The organism is Ureibacillus acetophenoni (assembly GCF_900220965.1).
GTDB lineage: Bacteria > Bacillota > Bacilli > Bacillales_A > Planococcaceae > Ureibacillus > Ureibacillus acetophenoni.
On sequence record NZ_OBQC01000005.1, the window covers coordinates 122360 to 140558 of the forward strand.

The 18199-nt window shown below is 34.2% G+C and carries 19 protein-coding genes; 9 read left to right on the forward strand and 10 right to left on the reverse strand.

Annotated elements, in window-relative coordinates; genetic code table 11:
* Nucleotides 1-127: 127 nt before the first annotated feature.
* Nucleotides 128-1348, forward strand: a complete 1221-nt coding sequence (locus CRO45_RS09005; protein ID WP_097149326.1) for a hemolysin family protein — start codon at nucleotides 128-130, stop codon at nucleotides 1346-1348.
* A gap of 215 nt (nucleotides 1349-1563) precedes the next feature.
* Here the strand turns inward: CRO45_RS09005 and CRO45_RS09010 are convergent, their stop codons facing one another.
* From CRO45_RS09010 to CRO45_RS09025, 4 genes are read right to left on the reverse strand one after another with little or no spacing between them, the layout of a single operon-like run.
* Nucleotides 1564-2235 carry an ABC transporter ATP-binding protein gene (locus CRO45_RS09010; protein ID WP_097149327.1) on the reverse strand — a complete coding sequence of 224 codons (672 nt, stop codon included), beginning with the start codon at nucleotides 2233-2235 and terminating at the stop codon, nucleotides 1564-1566.
* On the reverse strand, nucleotides 2228-3364 hold the full coding sequence (locus CRO45_RS09015) for an ABC transporter permease (protein WP_097149328.1): 1137 nt from the start codon (nucleotides 3362-3364) through the stop codon (nucleotides 2228-2230). Before CRO45_RS09015 ends, CRO45_RS09010 begins: the two co-directional genes overlap by 8 nt.
* Complete coding sequence (locus CRO45_RS09020; RefSeq protein ID WP_170949443.1) at nucleotides 3361-4584, reverse strand: ABC transporter permease; 1224 nt, start codon at nucleotides 4582-4584, stop codon at nucleotides 3361-3363. The genes CRO45_RS09015 and CRO45_RS09020 overlap by 4 nt, the downstream gene beginning before the upstream one ends.
* Before the next feature lie 18 nt (nucleotides 4585-4602).
* Nucleotides 4603-6453 (reverse strand): DUF6583 family protein, encoded by a 1851-nt coding sequence (locus CRO45_RS09025; RefSeq protein WP_097149330.1) that lies wholly within the window; start codon nucleotides 6451-6453, stop codon nucleotides 4603-4605.
* A gap of 257 nt (nucleotides 6454-6710) precedes the next feature.
* Here CRO45_RS09025 and CRO45_RS09030 point away from each other — a divergent pair, with 257 nt between their 5' ends.
* From CRO45_RS09030 to CRO45_RS20440, 6 genes are all read left to right on the forward strand, one after another.
* Nucleotides 6711-8120, forward strand: coding sequence for a LysM peptidoglycan-binding domain-containing protein (locus CRO45_RS09030; protein WP_097149331.1), 1410 nt, complete (start codon nucleotides 6711-6713; stop codon nucleotides 8118-8120).
* A gap of 21 nt (nucleotides 8121-8141) precedes the next feature.
* Nucleotides 8142-9332 carry a M14 family metallopeptidase gene (locus CRO45_RS09035; RefSeq protein WP_097149332.1) on the forward strand — a complete coding sequence of 397 codons (1191 nt, stop codon included), beginning with the start codon at nucleotides 8142-8144 and terminating at the stop codon, nucleotides 9330-9332.
* A gap of 156 nt (nucleotides 9333-9488) precedes the next feature.
* On the forward strand, nucleotides 9489-10154 hold the full coding sequence (locus tag CRO45_RS09040; RefSeq protein WP_097149333.1) for a hypothetical protein: 666 nt from the start codon (nucleotides 9489-9491) through the stop codon (nucleotides 10152-10154).
* A 132-nt stretch (nucleotides 10155-10286) separates the two neighbouring features.
* On the forward strand, nucleotides 10287-10457 hold the full coding sequence (locus CRO45_RS20030) for a YfhD family protein (RefSeq protein WP_170949444.1): 171 nt from the start codon (nucleotides 10287-10289) through the stop codon (nucleotides 10455-10457).
* An 11-nt stretch (nucleotides 10458-10468) separates the two neighbouring features.
* Nucleotides 10469-10660 (forward strand): H-type small acid-soluble spore protein, encoded by a 192-nt coding sequence (locus CRO45_RS09045; RefSeq protein WP_097149334.1) that lies wholly within the window; start codon nucleotides 10469-10471, stop codon nucleotides 10658-10660.
* Between the two features lie 210 nt (nucleotides 10661-10870).
* Complete coding sequence (locus tag CRO45_RS20440; protein WP_408057125.1) at nucleotides 10871-11173, forward strand: DUF5658 family protein; 303 nt, start codon at nucleotides 10871-10873, stop codon at nucleotides 11171-11173.
* 97 nt (nucleotides 11174-11270) lie between these two features.
* On the opposite strand, the gene CRO45_RS09050 is transcribed toward CRO45_RS20440, so the two are convergent.
* The 4 genes from CRO45_RS09050 to CRO45_RS20035 all read right to left on the reverse strand — a co-directional run bounded on the left by CRO45_RS09050 (nucleotide 11271) and on the right by CRO45_RS20035 (nucleotide 12714).
* Nucleotides 11271-11492, reverse strand: a complete 222-nt coding sequence (locus CRO45_RS09050) for a DUF1540 domain-containing protein (protein ID WP_097149335.1) — start codon at nucleotides 11490-11492, stop codon at nucleotides 11271-11273.
* Nucleotides 11493-11651: 159 nt separating this feature from the next.
* Entirely contained in the window at nucleotides 11652-11975 is a 324-nt protein-coding gene (locus CRO45_RS09055) for a DUF378 domain-containing protein (RefSeq protein ID WP_097149336.1), read from the reverse strand.
* Between the two features lie 177 nt (nucleotides 11976-12152).
* Entirely contained in the window at nucleotides 12153-12407 is a 255-nt protein-coding gene (locus tag CRO45_RS09060) for a hypothetical protein (RefSeq protein ID WP_097149337.1), read from the reverse strand.
* 160 nt (nucleotides 12408-12567) lie between these two features.
* Nucleotides 12568-12714, reverse strand: coding sequence for a hypothetical protein (locus tag CRO45_RS20035; RefSeq protein WP_170949445.1), 147 nt, complete (start codon nucleotides 12712-12714; stop codon nucleotides 12568-12570).
* Between the two features lie 195 nt (nucleotides 12715-12909).
* On the opposite strand from CRO45_RS20035, the gene CRO45_RS09065 reads away from it, so the two are divergent.
* On the forward strand, nucleotides 12910-13452 hold the full coding sequence (locus tag CRO45_RS09065) for an ECF transporter S component (protein ID WP_097149338.1): 543 nt from the start codon (nucleotides 12910-12912) through the stop codon (nucleotides 13450-13452).
* Between the two features lie 55 nt (nucleotides 13453-13507).
* Here the strand turns inward: CRO45_RS09065 and CRO45_RS09070 are convergent, their stop codons facing one another.
* Nucleotides 13508-14932, reverse strand: a complete 1425-nt coding sequence (locus tag CRO45_RS09070) for a S8 family peptidase (RefSeq protein ID WP_097149339.1) — start codon at nucleotides 14930-14932, stop codon at nucleotides 13508-13510.
* A 300-nt stretch (nucleotides 14933-15232) separates the two neighbouring features.
* Between CRO45_RS09070 and CRO45_RS09075 the strand changes: the two genes are divergently transcribed.
* Nucleotides 15233-16474 (forward strand): EAL and HDOD domain-containing protein, encoded by a 1242-nt coding sequence (locus tag CRO45_RS09075; RefSeq protein ID WP_097149340.1) that lies wholly within the window; start codon nucleotides 15233-15235, stop codon nucleotides 16472-16474.
* Nucleotides 16475-16543: 69 nt separating this feature from the next.
* Here the strand turns inward: CRO45_RS09075 and CRO45_RS09080 are convergent, their stop codons facing one another.
* The gene (locus tag CRO45_RS09080) at nucleotides 16544-18061 is read right to left on the reverse strand and encodes a malate:quinone oxidoreductase (RefSeq protein WP_097149341.1); all 1518 of its coding nucleotides are present in this window, start codon (nucleotides 18059-18061) and stop codon (nucleotides 16544-16546) included.
* Between the last annotated feature and the right edge of the window lie 138 nt (nucleotides 18062-18199).

Sequence of the window (18199 nt, forward strand, 5' to 3'; positions counted from 1 at the left end):
AGTGAAATTAGTAAGGGGATATCATGTTCAAAAGATATCCCCTTTTTTATACTGAAAAGATATTTAATTTTGCAACGCATATTTCAATAAGTATAATAGAATGTATATTTATAAGGGAGGAACCTTTTTGATCATTGCAATTATATTCCTATTATTTGTATCGTTCTTCTTCTCAGGAAGTGAAACGGCACTGACAGCTACCAATAAGATGAGACTACAGACTAGGGCCAATAATAATGATAAAAAAGCTAAAAGGCTATTAGATTTAGTATCTAAACCGAGCTTATTTATAACGACGATTCTAATAGGCAACAATATTGCGAATATATTGCTGCCAACCTTAGTCACAACGCTTGCTATACAATATGGATTTAATGTAGGAATAGCTTCGGCTATTTTAACTGTTGTTATCATCGTTTTTTCGGAAGTCATTCCCAAATCAGTTGCTGCTGCATTTCCAGATCGTATTGCATTTCTTGTGTATCCATTCATTCGATTCTTTGTAATTATTTTTAAACCAATCACATTCGTACTTAATCAGCTTACAGGTTTTATTACAAAAGCACTTTCAAAGGGTCAGACAAATGATGTATCAATATCAAAAGAAGAATTACGAACAATGGTTGATATAGCAGATTCAGAAGGAACATTTAATCAAGCAGAATCTAATCGAATAAAGAACGTATTAGATTTTTATAACCTAAATGTAAAAGATGCATTAAAAACACCAAGAGTAGACATAATCGCCTTTCCAAGTACGGCTACTTTTCAAGAAGTAAGGGACGTCGTAATACAAAGTCCTTTCACCCGTTATCCAGTTTATAATGAGAATATCGATAATATTATTGCTATCTTTCATACTAAACAATTAATATCGTGGTCAGCAGAGCCCGAAAAACCATTAGAAGCATTTAGTGATACTAATCCACTATTTGTCTTCGAATTCCACTCAATTGAATCAGTTTTAAACAAAATGACAAAAGAAAAAAAACATATGGCAATTGTATTGGAAGAGTATGGTGGTATAGAAGGTGTTCTAACCCATGAAGATATCATAGAGGCTATGCTTGGTTTGGAAATTGAAGATGAATCAGATTTAGAAGGCGAGCCGCTTGTTGAAAAGCTATTGGAAACTGAAATTATTTGTGATGGTAAAATAACTCTTTATCGCTTAAATTCTATTTTTAATACTGAAATTCCAGAAGATGAGGATACTCTTGCGGGATACCTTTTAAATGAGTTTAAAGAATTGCCAAAAGAGGGAGAAGTAATAGAATTAAACAATCTAACCTTTAAAATTCTACAAATTGAAAATAGCGCTATTAGAAAGGTCCAAATTATTAAATAATAATAGGAGATTAATTAAAATAGGCAAATACGTTAGAAGATGCTTTATTATAGCATTAGCAGGTACACTTTATCAGAGTGGAAAAACTTTCAATAAGATTAGCTACTAAATACACCGATTTCGGGACTGCAAAGAAATTAACAAAGTAAAGGACATAACATATTTGACTAATAATACGTTATGTCCTTAAAACTATTTTTATAACCCTCATATTTCTATAACTTCTCAACCTGAACACCATTGTTCGTTAACAGATTTATATAAAACGGATCCTTCCCAATCGCATACACTCGATCACAAAACGTCGTAATTTCATTCATATCATGAGACGTATATAAAATGATTTTACCTTGCTCTTTCGCTAATTTAACTAAGTACTTACCAATTTCGTTTTTTGACTTCATATCGATACCAACTGTTGGTTCATCTAGTAAGATTAACAATGGATCGTGTAGCAAACTAATGGCTATGTTTAACTTGCGTTTCATGCCGCCTGACAAAGATTTCACAGGCTCTTTCCACTGCTCTAGCTGCATATCAAGACAGAGCTGTCGACATTCTTCTTTTGTTCTCTTCTTCCAGGAAAGCTTCGAAAAAAATAACATATTCTGTTCAACGGTGAATTCTTCCCATAGGGAGATTTCTTGTGGAACATAACCTACAATTTTACGAATTTCTTCAATTTTTCGTCCATATAATAAATCGCCCAATTGTACTGTGCCTTTAGAGGCTTTAGTTATAGTAGCTAGAATATTTAACATGGTGGATTTCCCAGCACCATTTTCTCCAACTAATCCAACCACTTCTCCTCTATTTAGTTGAAAGGAGACTTGGTGTAAAATTTTCTTCTTTCCATAGCTCTTCTCTAAATCTATTACCTTAAGCATGTAACTTGTCTCCCTTCATATACCAAATACAGAACCAACCTAAAAGAATGACTAACCACACAAATGGAATTTGCTCGGCTATTAAACTCGTTATTGGACTCAAGTATTTTATCCAACTCCATTGAGTTGTTAGCCCATCAATTGGAATAATCGCTCCACTCAACAATGTCAAAATTAAAGCAAAACCAAATGTACTTACATAGTACATTAATGATTGTTTAAATACATTCACAACTAAAAAGGCTAGTAAACTAATGACAAACTTATAGAATAAGAACGAAATCCAAAATGCACTTGAATTTGGCTGCATTAGAACCTGGTTTAATATAAACAGAGAGAGTAAATCTACTAGTACAATAATAACTGTATAAAGGGCAAAACTTATTATTGCGTAGTATTTAAAGCTTATAGATGTAAATAGCCATCTTATATGTAATTCATCTCGTTTTTCTTTAATAACCCAATCAAAAATAAAAAAGGTCGAAATCAAACTAAAGAATGCCCAGATCCCCCAGATATTAAAGACTGGTAATACTTCATCTTCCTCTATCTCTATTGTTTGATTTTGGTAAGAAAAGTTTGTTTGTAATAGCTGCTGTGTTTCTTGCTTTTCTACACTGACCTGTACAATTTCCTCCCAATTCCACTCTTCATCCGATCCGTATTCCTTAAACAAATCCTTTACTTCATATGCAGCCCTCATTCGGGATACATCTTCTTGTACAAATGAAGTCATTAGCTCTTTTACCGCAAAGTAAGCGTAGGAACGATTAGATGAATAAGCATCAATTAATTGATTTCTTTTCCCATCCAGAATCATTTCCTCATATCGGTTGTGAAGTACAAACACACTATCTAACTCATGTTTTTCTAATTGATTTATCGCTTCACGTTCATTTAGTAACTTTACATCTATATATGAGACCTCTTCTAATTTTTCAATTAAGCCGTTGGATAACAGTGATTCTTCTTCAACAACGATACCAATAGGGATTTTTGAATCCTCGCCCCAAAAACCAACTATTTTGGACGTTAAGAATGTTAAGAGCAGGGGGAAAAGCATCCAGAAGACGAGACTTTTCCAATCTTTTCTTACTCTTAAAACTCTCGCATATAAAATTCCTTTCAACTTCCCCACCTCTCTTTAACGGTCGTTGATAGCCATAGCAACACAAAGCCGGTGATTGTAGTAATAGTTAGTCGAGTAAATTCCGCATAATTTCTATCCTCAAGAGCAATATCAGTTATCCAATTGAATATTTCATTCGAAAAGATGTAAGGTAAAACATCCTGTAAAGATAGTGGCAAGTAAATTGAAGGAATAATTGAACCACTTGTAATGATGATAAAAAATAAAAATAAAATTTGGATGAGCATCGCCATTTTCACCGATTTAATCCATACATCAATGATTGAAATCCCCAATAGTATTAGGAGCCCGTATAAAGTTGTATAGTGCATTAATCTTAAATAATCAACCACATATAAGTTTAATGAAAAATAGTTCGCTATAACTAAAAACCCAACCCAAGCTAAAAATAGACCACATGCAAATGAAACAATTATTCTAGAAAGTACATTTTGCCAAATTGTTAAGCCTAATAATTTTAGTCGGATTATTAAGGATGGAGACTCATCTTTACGCAATATTGTATATAAACCAAATAACCATATAGTGAAGGCTAGAAACCACCCAGAAAGGGTAAAGAAATGTGTTGGTGATGATGTCGCAATATTGGTAATGGTTTTTTCTTTTACTAATTGATCTTTAGCTAACGTAAAGAGTGTGAATTCTATAAACAGTTCGTATCGATAGTTTTGGTATGTATCGTTAGACATGTCTGTTTTTCTCGCATAATCATAAACCGTTAAAATATTTGCTTGTGCAGTTTCTATGTATCTTGTAAAACTTTCAACTAATTCTTTCACTATAAAACTATCTGTCTTCTGATTCGCATTTCCAACAATAGGAATAGTTAATGAATTACCATTATACATACTTTCAGTAAACTGTTTAGGCAAAACAATATATGCACTAATTTCATTTTCTTCGATTTGTATTATTGCTTCTTCTTCACTCATTATTGTTAATTCAACCGATCCATCTTGACTAAAGCTTGTTTTCAAGAAGCTACTAATCATTTTCGTTTCTTCTGTCTGATCCTCGTCCACTAATGCCATGGCAATTTTTGAATCGGATGGTGAATCAATCAACGATATTACCATAAAAGAAACGATTGAAATGATAAGTATTGGAAATACAAAAAGCAGAAGAAGTGATTTCCACTTCTTCTGTAACTGTTTTACATATTGATGAATGAAGAATAATATATTTTTAATATTTCTCACGGGGTAATCACCCATTCATTAAAAAAGTCCAAGCTCAAAGTATAGCTCCATTGCCCAGCTTTGTGCTTTTGTAAGGAAGTCTTCCATCATATACGTTTCAATTTCGTCTGAATCCATTGCTCCAAGATTCACTAGATTATCCGTTGGAATATCTACATTTTTAATAAATGAACCAGTTTCATCTACTAATATAGCAATATCGAATTCGTACGATTCAATACCGAATCGATGTTCACCTTCCATTGAGTCGCCTTTGTAAGAAGAGTCACCTTCCCAGAACAGTTCAATTTCATCATAGTCATCTTGGAAATACAATGTACGATAGAATGAACGTTCTCCACCATTAAGTTCTTCTGAACCTTCATAAGTAAAACCAGTACCGTAATCATCTAACAATGTAACTTCATCTTCAATTTCGCCATTTTTATAAGTTAAATCACCAACGAAGGATAGCTTTTCGCCCTCCACTTCAAATGTATAATCCCATTGTTGTTTTTCATTAGTAAATAGACGAGTACCTTCTGCTTTAAACTCACCAATTTCTAAATCACTTTGAACTACTGTATCATTACTAATCCAAACTGTGTAACTAATGCCAGTTGGGATATCAGTGTCTTTTAACTCCTTAATAGCTGAGTCTAATCCCTCGTTAATATCAATATCAAACTCATCATCAAAAGATCCTGCTGTACCTGTAGCGTTTTTCACTGTTTCAAGAATAATATCTTCAAATTTCGGGTCATCTTTAGCCTTTTCAAGTACTTTTACTAAAATGTCTTTAATTTGGTCGCCACTTAATTCTAATGAAATCTTATTCGCTTTTAAGTTATCGCCAAATACATCAATATCTTCAGCTTCTTCTTTAAACGCATCTTCTGGAATTGAGTTATAGAAGAATAATAAATATTCTTTTACTAAATACTCCTGATTTTCTTTTGAAAAGACATTTTTGCCCATCCAATCATTTAATCCTAATGTCTCTGTGCCTTCATAATAAGGATCTAATGTTCTCATAAAATTACCGAAATCTTCGTCTTTAATTTGAAGAATATCATCAGTGAATGGGAATCCGAACATTAATTCTTTTGTTGTAACATAAGCAGATATGTCTTCAATCTTCACTCCATTAACATCTGCACCCAAATCAGCTTTTAATAATTGTTTGTTCGGGTCTAATTGAACTTCTAAAGAAAGAGTTGAGTTATTTATTATTTCAACAGCCATCTCTTCTTCATAACTATAAAAATCGCCGTTGATGTCTGCTCCAATTGTATATGTATATTCTGCTGGTGTTGTTTCTGCTTTTTTAGCCCATTCAACTTCTGGTTGGTAACGATTTTCGAATGCGCTCTTTAGTTGTTTCCATGAGTTTAATTCAGCAAGTAGTAGTTGGTCTTTTGTAGACTTTTGCATATTGAAGAATGCAAATGCACCGCCACCAATTAATAATAAAGCAAAAATTGCACTAATAATTGTTACTGCAAATTTTTTAGATTTTGGTTTTTTCGGATTTGAATTTTGATTTCCATATTGGTTTTGATATCCATGCTGGTTTTGTTGGTTACCGTATTGATTTTGATTTCCAAACTGGTTTTGACCTTGGTATTGCTGTTGATTGTTAAATTGTTGGTTCTGACCTTGGTATTGATTTTGGTTTGGATTCCAATATTTGTCCTGTTCTGTATATTGACCTGAGTTTTGGTTCATGTATTGATTCTGATTTGGGTCAACATTTTGTTGGTTTGGATTCTGTCCAAATTGGTTCTGATTTGCATTACCGTAGTTTTGGTTTGCGTTTCCATCTTGACCTGGATTTTGCCCCTGATTTGGATTTCCACCCTGGTTTGGAAACTGATTATCTTCGTTCAATCTTAATCCTCCTTAATTTCTTTACCTCACTGCTCCATTAAACAGTTGCCTATTTAATCATAGCTGTATTTCCAAATTAGTGTAATAAGTCTATAGTAAACAAAAATTTACACTTAAGTAAAAGTTTAATATATTATTAGGTAAGTTTATATAGGAAATTTTTAGGATATTCCTAAAGTCCCGTTTTCCATCTTTAATTTTCTCAAGCTCACAGACATATATTACACTGTTCATCATTGGTTAGAGGAGGCTATGTATTGTTAATTCACGTCGTGAAAAGGGGCGATACGCTTTGGCAGCTTGCGAGACTTTACAATGTAACGATCGATTCCATTCAACGTATAAACGAATTACCAAACCCCAATCGCTTATTACTAGGTCAATCAATTGTCATACCAGTAGCCGGGACCTTTCACACAATTAAACCTGGTGATACTTTCTGGTCAATTGCAAGTCAGTATGGTATTTCAGTGAATGCAATTCTACAAGCTAATCAAACAGTTAATCCAAATTCTCTTTTACCAGGTAGTACTCTTTATATTCCACCATTAATCCACATCGTTCAATCAGGACAAAATTTATCCCAAATAGCTAGGCTATACGGTACAACTGTAGACGCAATTATAAGGGAAAACCAAATTACTAATCCCAATCTTATCTATGTTGGAAGCCAACTAGTTATTCCAAGAAGTAAACCTGTCATTGAAGTTAATGCCTATTCATACCAAAAAGATCAAGATGCCGCTAATACCCTCCAACAAATTGGTCACTTATTAACTTATTTCAGCCCATTTGCTTATATGATTAAAGAAGATGGTACTTTAGAGCCATTTGATGATGATTTAATGCTACAAGCTGCTATATCAAAAAATGCAGTGCCCATGTTAGCTATTACAAATCTATCTGCAACAAGTACAGGTACAAATCTAGCTCACGCTGTTTTATCTAATCCACAAATAAGAGAAACACTCATAACGAATATTCTTCGGATAATGGATGAAAAGGGGTATAAAGGAGTAAATATCGATTTTGAATATGTGCCACCAGAAGACCGTGAAAATTATAATCAATTTTTACAGTTAGCCGTAGATCGTTTACATGAACGTGGATACTTCGTTTCAACAGCAGTAGCACCTAAAACGAGTGGAACACAAACAGGTTTATTGTATACCGCGCATGATTACGAAGCTCACGGACGAATTGCGGATTTTGTTGTATTAATGACCTATGAATGGGGTTGGAGAGGTGCTTCACCACAAGCAATTTCGCCTATAAATCAAATGAGAAGAGTTGTTGAATATGCACTATCCGTCATGCCTGCCAATAAGATATTCTTAGGGTTTCAAATTTACGCTAGGGATTGGAAGATTCCTCACAAACAAGGAGATGTAGCTGAAACCTTTAGCGCACAAGAAGCAGTTCGAAGAGCAACACAATATAGTGCTGTAATTCAATACGATGAAGTTGCACAGTCACCATTCTTCCGATATACAGATGAAAGTGGCCAAGGTCATGAAGTATGGTTTGAAGATGCTCGTAGTGCGCAAGCAAAATTTGATATGGCAAAACAATATAATCTAAGGGGAATTAGTTATTGGGCGTTAGGATATCCATATCCGCAAAATTGGGCTTTACTTAATGATAATTTCACCATACGAAAATTATGAATCGACTAAGGGAGGTATACGGTGGACGTTTATGCGAGAAGAGGAGATACATTTTGGTATTATAGCCAGCTTTTCAAATTACCTCTTCAATTAATCATTGATTCAAACTGGGATGTTAATCCACAAACTTTTACAGTTGGTCAAAGAGTTCGAATTCCAGGATATGTTGCAGTAAATTATCAAATACAACCAGGTGATTCTTTATGGTCCATTGCAAGAAGACGAAATGTTCCCCTTGATTCTTTATTTCTTGTTAACCCTACGTTTGACCCGAACCGATTACAAATAGGCGAAATTATTTTAATACCACAAAGAGTAACATGGCGAGTCGTAAATGGGCGACAAAATTATGAATATAACATCATGCTTAATGATCTCCAAAATTTGGCAACAATCTATCCTTTCATTCAATCAGCTTCTATTGGAAACAGTGTACTTGGTCGAACGATTCCTGAGGTATTAGTTGGGAATGGACCAAAACGTGTCCATTACAACGGTTCTTTCCATGCGAACGAATGGATTACAACACCCGTCATTATGACTTTTTTAAATGATTATTTAATATCTCTAACAAATCAAACGCCTATCCGTGGCTTAAATACATTTCCACTTTACCAACAATCTTCGCTATCAATTGTACCAATGGTTAACCCTGACGGTGTAAATTTAGTAATTAACGGGCCATCGGAAGCTGAACCTTACCGAAGCAGAGTTATTGAATGGAATAATGGAAGTATGGATTTTTCTGGTTGGAAAGCGAACTTTAATGGGGTAGATTTAAATGATCAGTTCCCTGCAAACTGGGAAGCTGAAAGAGAACGCAATCCAAAAACACCTGGTCCTAGAGATTATGGTGGTGAAGCTCCTCTAACAGAACCTGAAGCTATTGCTATGGCTGAGTTAACAAGAAGACGTGATTTTGCAAGAGTGCTTGCGTTCCATACACAAGGTCAAGTAATTTACTGGGGCTATGAGAACATGGAGCCACCTGAAGCTGAAATACTTGTAAATGAGTTTGCTAGAGTAAGCGGGTATACTCCTGTGAAATCAATCGAAAGCTACGCAGGTTACAAAGATTGGTTTATTCAAGATTGGCGTCGTCCTGGCTTTACTGTTGAATTAGGAACAGGGGTTAATCCACTACCATTAAGCCAGTTTGACGAAATTTATGAAGAAACATTAGGTATTTTCCTAGCAGCACTGTATATGTAAATACAACTCTATTTTCATCTCATTTTGACTACTTCAATATGAGATGTTTTTTTATGAGCTATTCGACAATATATGTCATCTTTCGTCAGGTCGTTGAATACTATATTCGTATGTACTTATAAAAATTTCCCGAGAATTTCGGGGGAATGGAGACATATGAAAAAATTACTTATATACCTTTTCGTACTGACGTTAGCTAGTGCTTTAACTGCTTGTAATAGCTTACCAACGCCCCAAGTAAAAGAGCCTGAAAAACAGGAAGATACTCAAAAAAGTAAAGACCAAACGAATGAAGAAACAAATATAGACAAAGAAGAAGTAGTAGTAGAAGAGGAAGAGGTTGAAGATGAAAAAGATACAACTAATAATACTACAGACAACCAAAACAAAGACAATACAACTACAGAAAATGACGATTTAGCTTTAGCATTCCAAGCCTATATTGATGAAATTATGCTGCTCGCTCCAGAAGAGATTCGTATTATTGAAGCATATGGCAGTGTATCAGGTAATAACTATGTGAATGACTCCATTATGTATGATGAACTATATTATAATGTTGTACCATCCTATAACGAATTTGTAATAGCACTGGAAGGAATTAGTTCAGACAATGAAATCATTAATGACTTACACGCTATCTATGTGGAAGCAGCAACAATCCAATTAGGTGCATTTACAGTGATGATCACAGCGTTAGAAGAACAAAGTAGGGATTTAGTTGAAATGGCAAACCAAGGATTGTCTGAAGCTAGTAGCTTAATTACTGAATGGCAGGCGCAAGTTCAGATTCTTTCCGTTCAAACCGGAGTTAGTTTTTAATAATAATTATTGGCAGACCTTTTATTTGATGGTCTGCCTTTTACATGTTGTTTAAATACTTTCAACTCGTGATTAAATAAACCTCGTTTAAGCCATATTAAGAGTGATTTTATATTTGAAAGGAGACTTAATATGGGTAGAGATGATAGCCAAGGTAAAAGTAATAATACAAGATCTTTGCCACAAACGCCAAAAAATTTAAAAATTTCACCTAACAAAGTGAATGAGGAGTTTTCCCAAGAGTTAGATGAGCTTGGTGAATTAGTAAGAAAAGCAAAGAACAATACAAAAAATAATAAATAGGAGGTAGCTTCATGGACTATCAACGAGCGCAAGAAATTGTTGCTTCGCCAAAAGAATATGAAGTAACCTACAACGGAGTCTCCGTTTGGATTGATAAACTTCATGAAGACCAAAAAACAGCAACTGTTCATTTACGGAAATCGTTAGAAGAACGATCTGAAGTCGATATTACAGAATTGAAAGAGGAATACTTAATCCATTAATGTTTTCCCACGGGATATTATCTCGTGGGTTTTATTTTTGTAAAAATCGAACATGGAAATTATTAATAAGTCATTAATTTGTTTTAACATTGTCGATTAAAATTGTTATTGGTCAAGTTCTGTATATTCACATGGGATTGGGTAAATAATGGATATAGCTCTCTACCTTTAAAGTAAAGGACGGATATATTGAGAAATAAAGGCCTAATCTTGGCTTTAGGGATATTTGTTTCACTATTAAATTTATTTGACGGCTTTGCCACTAACTATGGTTACGTATATAACCTAATTATCGAATTAAATCCGTTAATGGATTACTTATTAACAATTAGTCCAACTCTCTTTTTGAGTTTTAAATTTTTGACTTCGATTTTCATCATACTGATTTCTTTCGCCGTATACTACAAAAGTAATGAGCGGTTTCAAAGACCTTTCTTATTCTCCTTAGTAATAATAAGTGTGATGTATACGGGTATATCTATAATGCATATTTTCTGGTTAACGTATGTATAGTAAGGGATGAGGAAATTCCTCTGTCCCTTACTTGGTCTCAAAGTGTATTACCCAACTGCCAAAATCTTATTGACTTCATTAAGAGAAGTTGCTTAATTTATTTCTCGTGATCCTTAGGTTCAAATGTTTTACAACAAGTATCCCGAGAACTACTTGCTTCTTCTTTTACATTGTCGAAGTCAAAATCAGAAGCAAACTCTTGCATACGATCATTCGAATGGTAGTCCATATCTACTTCGATTTTTTCTGCTCCACATAAATTACCCTCTTTGTGGAAAACACAGTTCGAAACAGAACATCGCACTTCTACATTTGGCATTCAGATATCCTCCTCACTTGAGAGTTAATGAAGAATAGACAAAATCTAATCTTCATATGTATTGTGTGCATTTTACACGCTATCATAAGGTCATTCTTTATCTAAAAAGGAAAATCCCTCCATGCTGAAAAACTTCAACTTGGAGGGATTTATTATTAACTAAACAATGGTATCGTCATCGTTAGCTCGATTCGCTTTTCTTCGATCCGTTTCAGGAAATTCGAACTCATCGCCAGCCTCCATTTGGGGTCTTGGCTCTGTGAAGACTGCTGGTCCATCCATACGTTCTTCTGCGAAACGTTTCGCAAGAATTGGTAAAGATAGAAGCCCTGCAAGTCCAACAATTGAGTAAATTAAGTTGGATAAAAACGTGTCTACACCAAATAAGGCATCCACTAGATTAAAGTCAAATAATCCAATAAGTCCCCAGTTAATGGCACCCACAATAACTAAAAATAATGCAATTCTATATATTGTGTTCATTTGTCCACCTCCTTTTATTTTTGTCCCACAAGTGTAACTTCGTTTTGTGTGACTACTTTATTTTTTTCAAAAAAAATGTATTTATGTGATGCAAAATTAGACAACTGTAAGGACTAAAAGGGATTATTCCCTTTTAGCCCAAAGTTTACAATGATTCAAATAGCAGTCAAACAGAACCTAATTCCACGCTGTACGTTCACTTACAGGTTTTTGTTGTCTATTAGGTTCGAACTCATTACTGGAAAATGGTGCAGATTGATTTTGGCTACCAATTTGTCGATTAGGGTTAAATTCAGCACCAAATTCAACGTTGTTGTATTTGGAAGTAGCATTTAGATTGCGATTTACTTGAGCATTATCTAATTTACATGCCTTACCATTTACTGTGTTTTCACAATTCACTCCAGTATTGTTCATGTTTACATTTGACATTGCCATCCTCCTCATTGGATTAGTTGAACAATATAGAAATCCTAATACTAGACCTCTATACTCTTCAAGGATAGTTTGTCCAAATGAGTAGAATTTTTTCGTTTAATTTGAGTTACATAAACTTATCTTTTTGCGAAATACTCTATTTAACAACTTAAATTTATTCGTCGTCAATTTCACCATCACCAATTTCATCTTCTTCTTCAATTTCTTCTATTTTTTCGCCTTCTTCTGGCATTTCATCATCTCCGCATCCAACTAGCAGGGTGGAAAATGATAAAAAGAACAATAAAAAGTATTTTTTCATTTTAAAGCCTCCTTTCTATTAGTTTTTCCAAATTGGCAGAGAAATATAAAATATAAGAAAATAATATTCGTGCCAAGTACTTAAAATATTTAAATCTTCAAACTGACCTTAAATAATTTAAATAAAGTGATACTTTTATTAATATCAGTCCTTTGCTAATGTTATTTTAAATTACTTTAGCAAGGAGAATTGAACATGCAAAAAACAGAAAGTTATTCAATTTCAACTACACGAGCAAAAACATTAGATGTAATTATTACTGCATTTTTAATCGCGCTCGTATTTGTTTCAACAGTATTTATTAACATTAAACTTCCATTTGGTCATGGAGGGTTAGTTCATTTAGGTACTGCAATGCTCTTTATTGCTTCTATTCTTTTTGGTCCTAAAAAAGGGGCAATAGCAGGTGCTGCTGGAATGGGGTTATTTGATATTCTTGGTGGTTGGGCTATTTGGGCGCCCATCACAATTGTTGCAAGAGGATTACAAGGCTATATCGTAGGGAAAATTTCCTGGATGAACGGACGTAATGGAAATAGTATTGGTTTTAATTTGTTAGCAACAATTATTTCTATCCCATTTATGATTGCCGTTTACTACGTTGGTGAGGGGATTCTTTATGGAAACTGGATTCAACCACTTCTTTCAATCCCTGGTGACCTTACTCAAAATGCATTAGGCATTATTATAGCTTTACCTGTTTGTATAGTTCTTAGAAAATTGCCAATTTTTAAATAAAACATAATACCTAAAAGTAAAAAAGCACCAAATCACTGGTGCTTTTTTGCTTTATTTATTGCAATGCTTTATATGCATTTAAGAATCCATTACCAAAATAGGCTTTATCATTTCCTTTAACAGGATCGACAGCTACTCTGTATAAAAGTTGTTCAAGTTGTGCTGGTGACATCTTACCGTACTTATCAATTAATAAGGCAGCTACCGCTGATACTTTTGGTGTCGCCATTGAAGTTCCTGTAGACCAATACCAACCACCATCATTACTTGTACTTAAGTTAAACTCTGTTTCAAATAAACGTTGCTCCAAATATTCATCAAATTTACCTGAAATCAGATATTCTACATATAACTGTGAATCACCACCAGATGTAGTTATGTCAATTACACCAGAACCATAGTTTGCATAACTTGCAAACTGATCATTTGGTCCAGTTGCTGAAACAGTGATAACTCCTGGTAAAGTAGCTGGAACTGTAAAACCAGCACCAGTGAAGGAAAGTCCATTCCCTCCATACTCGGCATTTAAGAAGTCCATTACTTCACTCTTGTTTGAAATATCAATTCCGTCATTCCCAGATGCAGCTACTACTAGTGACCCTTTGCTTAATGCATAGTCTACTGCACGTTTGTAGGCTTTAAAGTCCGCTACATCGTTTCCAAGGTTTATTTTTTCCCCTGTAACTGGGTCAACATAAAACGCTTGACCAAGAATATCAAATCCACCCAGGCTCATTGAGATTACATCTACATCATCGTTAGCAGCTGCAATCATTGCTGCAAAAATCCAACCAGATTCTGCTGAACTTTTCCCAAAAACGCGATATGCTCTAATTCCAGTATCAGGTGCAACACCTAACATTGCTCCGTTTGCTGCAATTGACCCTGCAACATGACTTCCGTGTCCATTAACATCATCAAATGCATTTGGGTTACCAGTTTCTTCAGGTTCAGTTCCTTGGAATCCACCTGCTGGTACGAAATTTTTAGAACCAGGTAATAAGTTTCCTACTAAATCTGGGTGATCACGGTCAATACCTGTATCAATAATACCAACTACTACATCATGGGAACCAGTCCCAAGTTTATAACTCTCACCGTTATTTGTAATTCGTTGTATATCCCATTGTAGACCCCAAAGTGCTGCATCTGCAGGATTAACAACATCTTCACTAATTTTTTCAGTTTGTGGTAAATCCCAAGAGATTGATGGGTTAGCAGCACTAACTCCATTTAAACTTTTTACAGTACCAAAAGCAGTTGTTGGTGCCTTGATTTGTACAAAACCGATTTCAGGTACAGAATAAACAACTTCCCCGCCTAAGCTTTCTATTTCAGTTTCAAAGTTTTGAGGTATACTGTTTTTACTAAATAATACTGAATAATAGCCTTCCTGTTCACTAGCTTCTGCTGTTAATGTAAAAGGTAGAAAACTTATAACTAATGCTAGTCCAACTAATAACTTAAACAACTTTCTCATCCAAAATCCCTCCGATTATTGAGATAAAAACATATATAAATAAATTTACCAAAATACAAAATACTCCTTTAAAAATGAGTCAATAATACTTAATGACGCAGTTTCATAGCGACTATTTACATAGGAGAATTGTGAAAAATGAGATATTTTACTTTAAATATAAGTAAAGAATCCTATTTTTCAGAAAATTCCTCTTAACCAAAAGTTACTTTTATTCTATAATTATTATACGTGTTTACATTTATAGGAATATATAGGGAAACTGTTCAAAGAATAAGAGATATTGGGGGATCATTCAACTTGAGAGTCTTTGTAGCAAGGCAACCAATTTTTAATGCTGCTGGAAATGTAATCGCTTACGAACTATTGTATCGCAATAGTGAAATGAATTCGTTTCCAATGATAGACGGAGATCAGGCAACCACTGATGTTATTATTAATAGCTTCATCAATATTGGAATCGAAGAAGTTGCAGATGGTAAGCCCTGTTTTATCAACTTTACTGAAAATCTATTAGAAATGAGGTTACCCACTTATTTCTCACCCAAAGTAATAGTAGTAGAAATACTTGAAACCGTTGTACCTAATGAAAAGTTATTAGAAATCTGTAAAGAATTAAAAGAACTCGGCTACAAAATAGCGTTAGATGATTTTATTTTTCATAAAAGTAATCCATTCCTTTATCGTGTACTAGAATATGTAGATATTATTAAAGTAGATATTCAAAATACTCCTCTAAAGATGTTTAGTGAAATTGAAGAGATTGCTAATCTTTATAACATTCAACTGTTAGCAGAAAAAGTTGAGACTAGTCGTGATTTTAAAGATTACACTAATAGAGGGTATTCCTATTTTCAAGGTTATTTTTTCTCTAAACCTGTTATCGTTTCAACTCATGATATTCCATTATATTTTTATTCTTACATCGAGATATTGAACCAATTAACTTCAACTGAACCGAGAATAGACACCATTGCGCAATTCGTTGAAAGGGATATATCGTTATCTTATAAGTTATTAAAGTTAATAAATACAAGTGTTTTTCGAAGAACTGCTAAAATTTCATCCATTAAACAAGCAATCGTATTGCTTGGACTGCAAGAATTTCAGAAATGGATCTACGTACTTTCTGTTCGAGATTACCAAAATCAGAAAAGCGGACTTTCAAATGAAATTATCCGAATTAGTTTAGTTCGGGCTAAAATGTGTGAATCATTGGGAGTGTACATCAATCCTTCACTACCACCGTCTGGTTTCTTTATGACCGGTATGTTTTCGTTAATTGATGCACTTTTAGGTGTGCCGATAGATGAAATTTTAGCTAAATTACCGTTGGATGATCAAATTTCAAATGCCTTAAGAGGGATATCTAATGATTATAAACGAGCACTCGACTTTAATCTTTCAATAGAAAAGGGTGAGTGGGCTAAAGCAAGTAGCCTGAGCCACTCGCTCGGTATTGATGAGGAAGTGGTTTGTTCCCTTTATACAGAAGCTCTTAACTGGTCAAATGAGTTATTGCGTGTGGAGAGTTTAGCTTAATTTGAATAACAAAAGAAAGTACAATCCATTTCCTTGGATTGTACTTTCTTTACACTTACGAGAAGAAAATTACTTCACTTCTTCTAATTCTCTTGTTTCTTCTTTAACTTCACTTAAACCTAATACTTCAGCAGTTTCTGCAAGTAATTTTCTGAATAAGTCTGGTTGTTCTGCAAGAGAGATTCCATATGAAGGAATCATTTCTTTAATTTTTGGTTCCCAAGATTTGTGCTCTTGTGGGAAACATTTTTTAATTACTTCAAGCATAACTTGTACAGCGGTAGAAGCACCTGGTGATGCACCTAATAACGCTGCTACAGAACCATCTTCAGCAGTAATAACTTCTGTACCGAATTGAAGTGTTCCTTTTCCTTTATCAGTGTCTTTAATTACTTGTACACGTTGACCCGCAACGATAATTTCCCAATCATCGCTCTTCGCATTTGGAATAAATTCACGTAGCTCTTCCATACGTTGCTCTTTAGATAATAATACTTGTTGAATTAAGTATTTTGTTAATGGCATTTCTTTTGCACCAGCTGCTAATAATGTAAGTATATTATTAGGACGAATGGATGCAAATAAATCCATATAAGAACCTGTTTTTAAGAACTTAGGCGAGAATCCTGCAAATGGTCCGAATAATAATGATTTTTTACCATCAATATATCTTGTATCTAAGTGTGGTACCGACATTGGTGGAGCACCAACTTTTGCTTTACCGTACACTTTAGCATTGTGTTGTTCTACTATTTCTGGATTGTTACAAACCATAAATAATCCGCTTACTGGGAACCCACCAATGTGTTTAGATTCAGGGATACCAGTATCTTGTAATAAGTGTAAGCTTGCGCCACCTGCACCAATGAATACGAATTTAGTATGGATATAATGCATTTTGCATCCGTCAAGGTCATGTACTTTAATTTCCCAACGACCGTCACTTGTACGTTTGATACCTTCAACTCTATGTTTATAATTAATCTCAACGTTTTGATTATTTAAATGACCCATTAACATACGCGTTAATGCACCGAAGTTCACATCCGTACCTGAATCAATTTTTGTCGCCGCAATTGGTTCATTGAACTTACGGTCTTCCATCATTAATGGAAGCCATTCTTGTAATGTTTTTGGATCTTCTGTATATTCCATTCCTTCAAACAATGGACTTTTTGTTAGTGCCTCAAAACGTTTTTTCAAGAAGTTTACATCTTTTTCACCATATACATAGCTCATATGAGGTAGTGGCATGATGAATTCTTCTGGATTTGTAATTAAGTTATTTTTTACTAGATAAGACCAGAACTGTCTTGATACTTGGAATTGTTGGTTAATATTAATCGCTTTTTTAATATCGATTGAGCCGTCTTTTTGCTCAGGTGTATAGTTTAGCTCGCAAAGTGCAGAGTGCCCTGTTCCTGCATTGTTCCACTCATTTGAACTTTCTTCACCTGGTTTATCAAGAGATTCATAGACTTTAATATCCCATTCAGGTGCTAATTCTTTTAGAAGTGTTCCTAAAGTTGCACTCATAATTCCCGCACCAATTAAAACAACATCTGTTTTTTCAACTCTGTTACTCATAATAACCTTCCTTATCTCCCCTATATTTGCAAAAAAGATGTAGGCCTTCACTTAGGTGTAATAAGCAGGGTGCGACCTAAGATAGCACCTTTTCTGTATATCTATTAAAACCATATTACAGTATAACATTCTTTATAA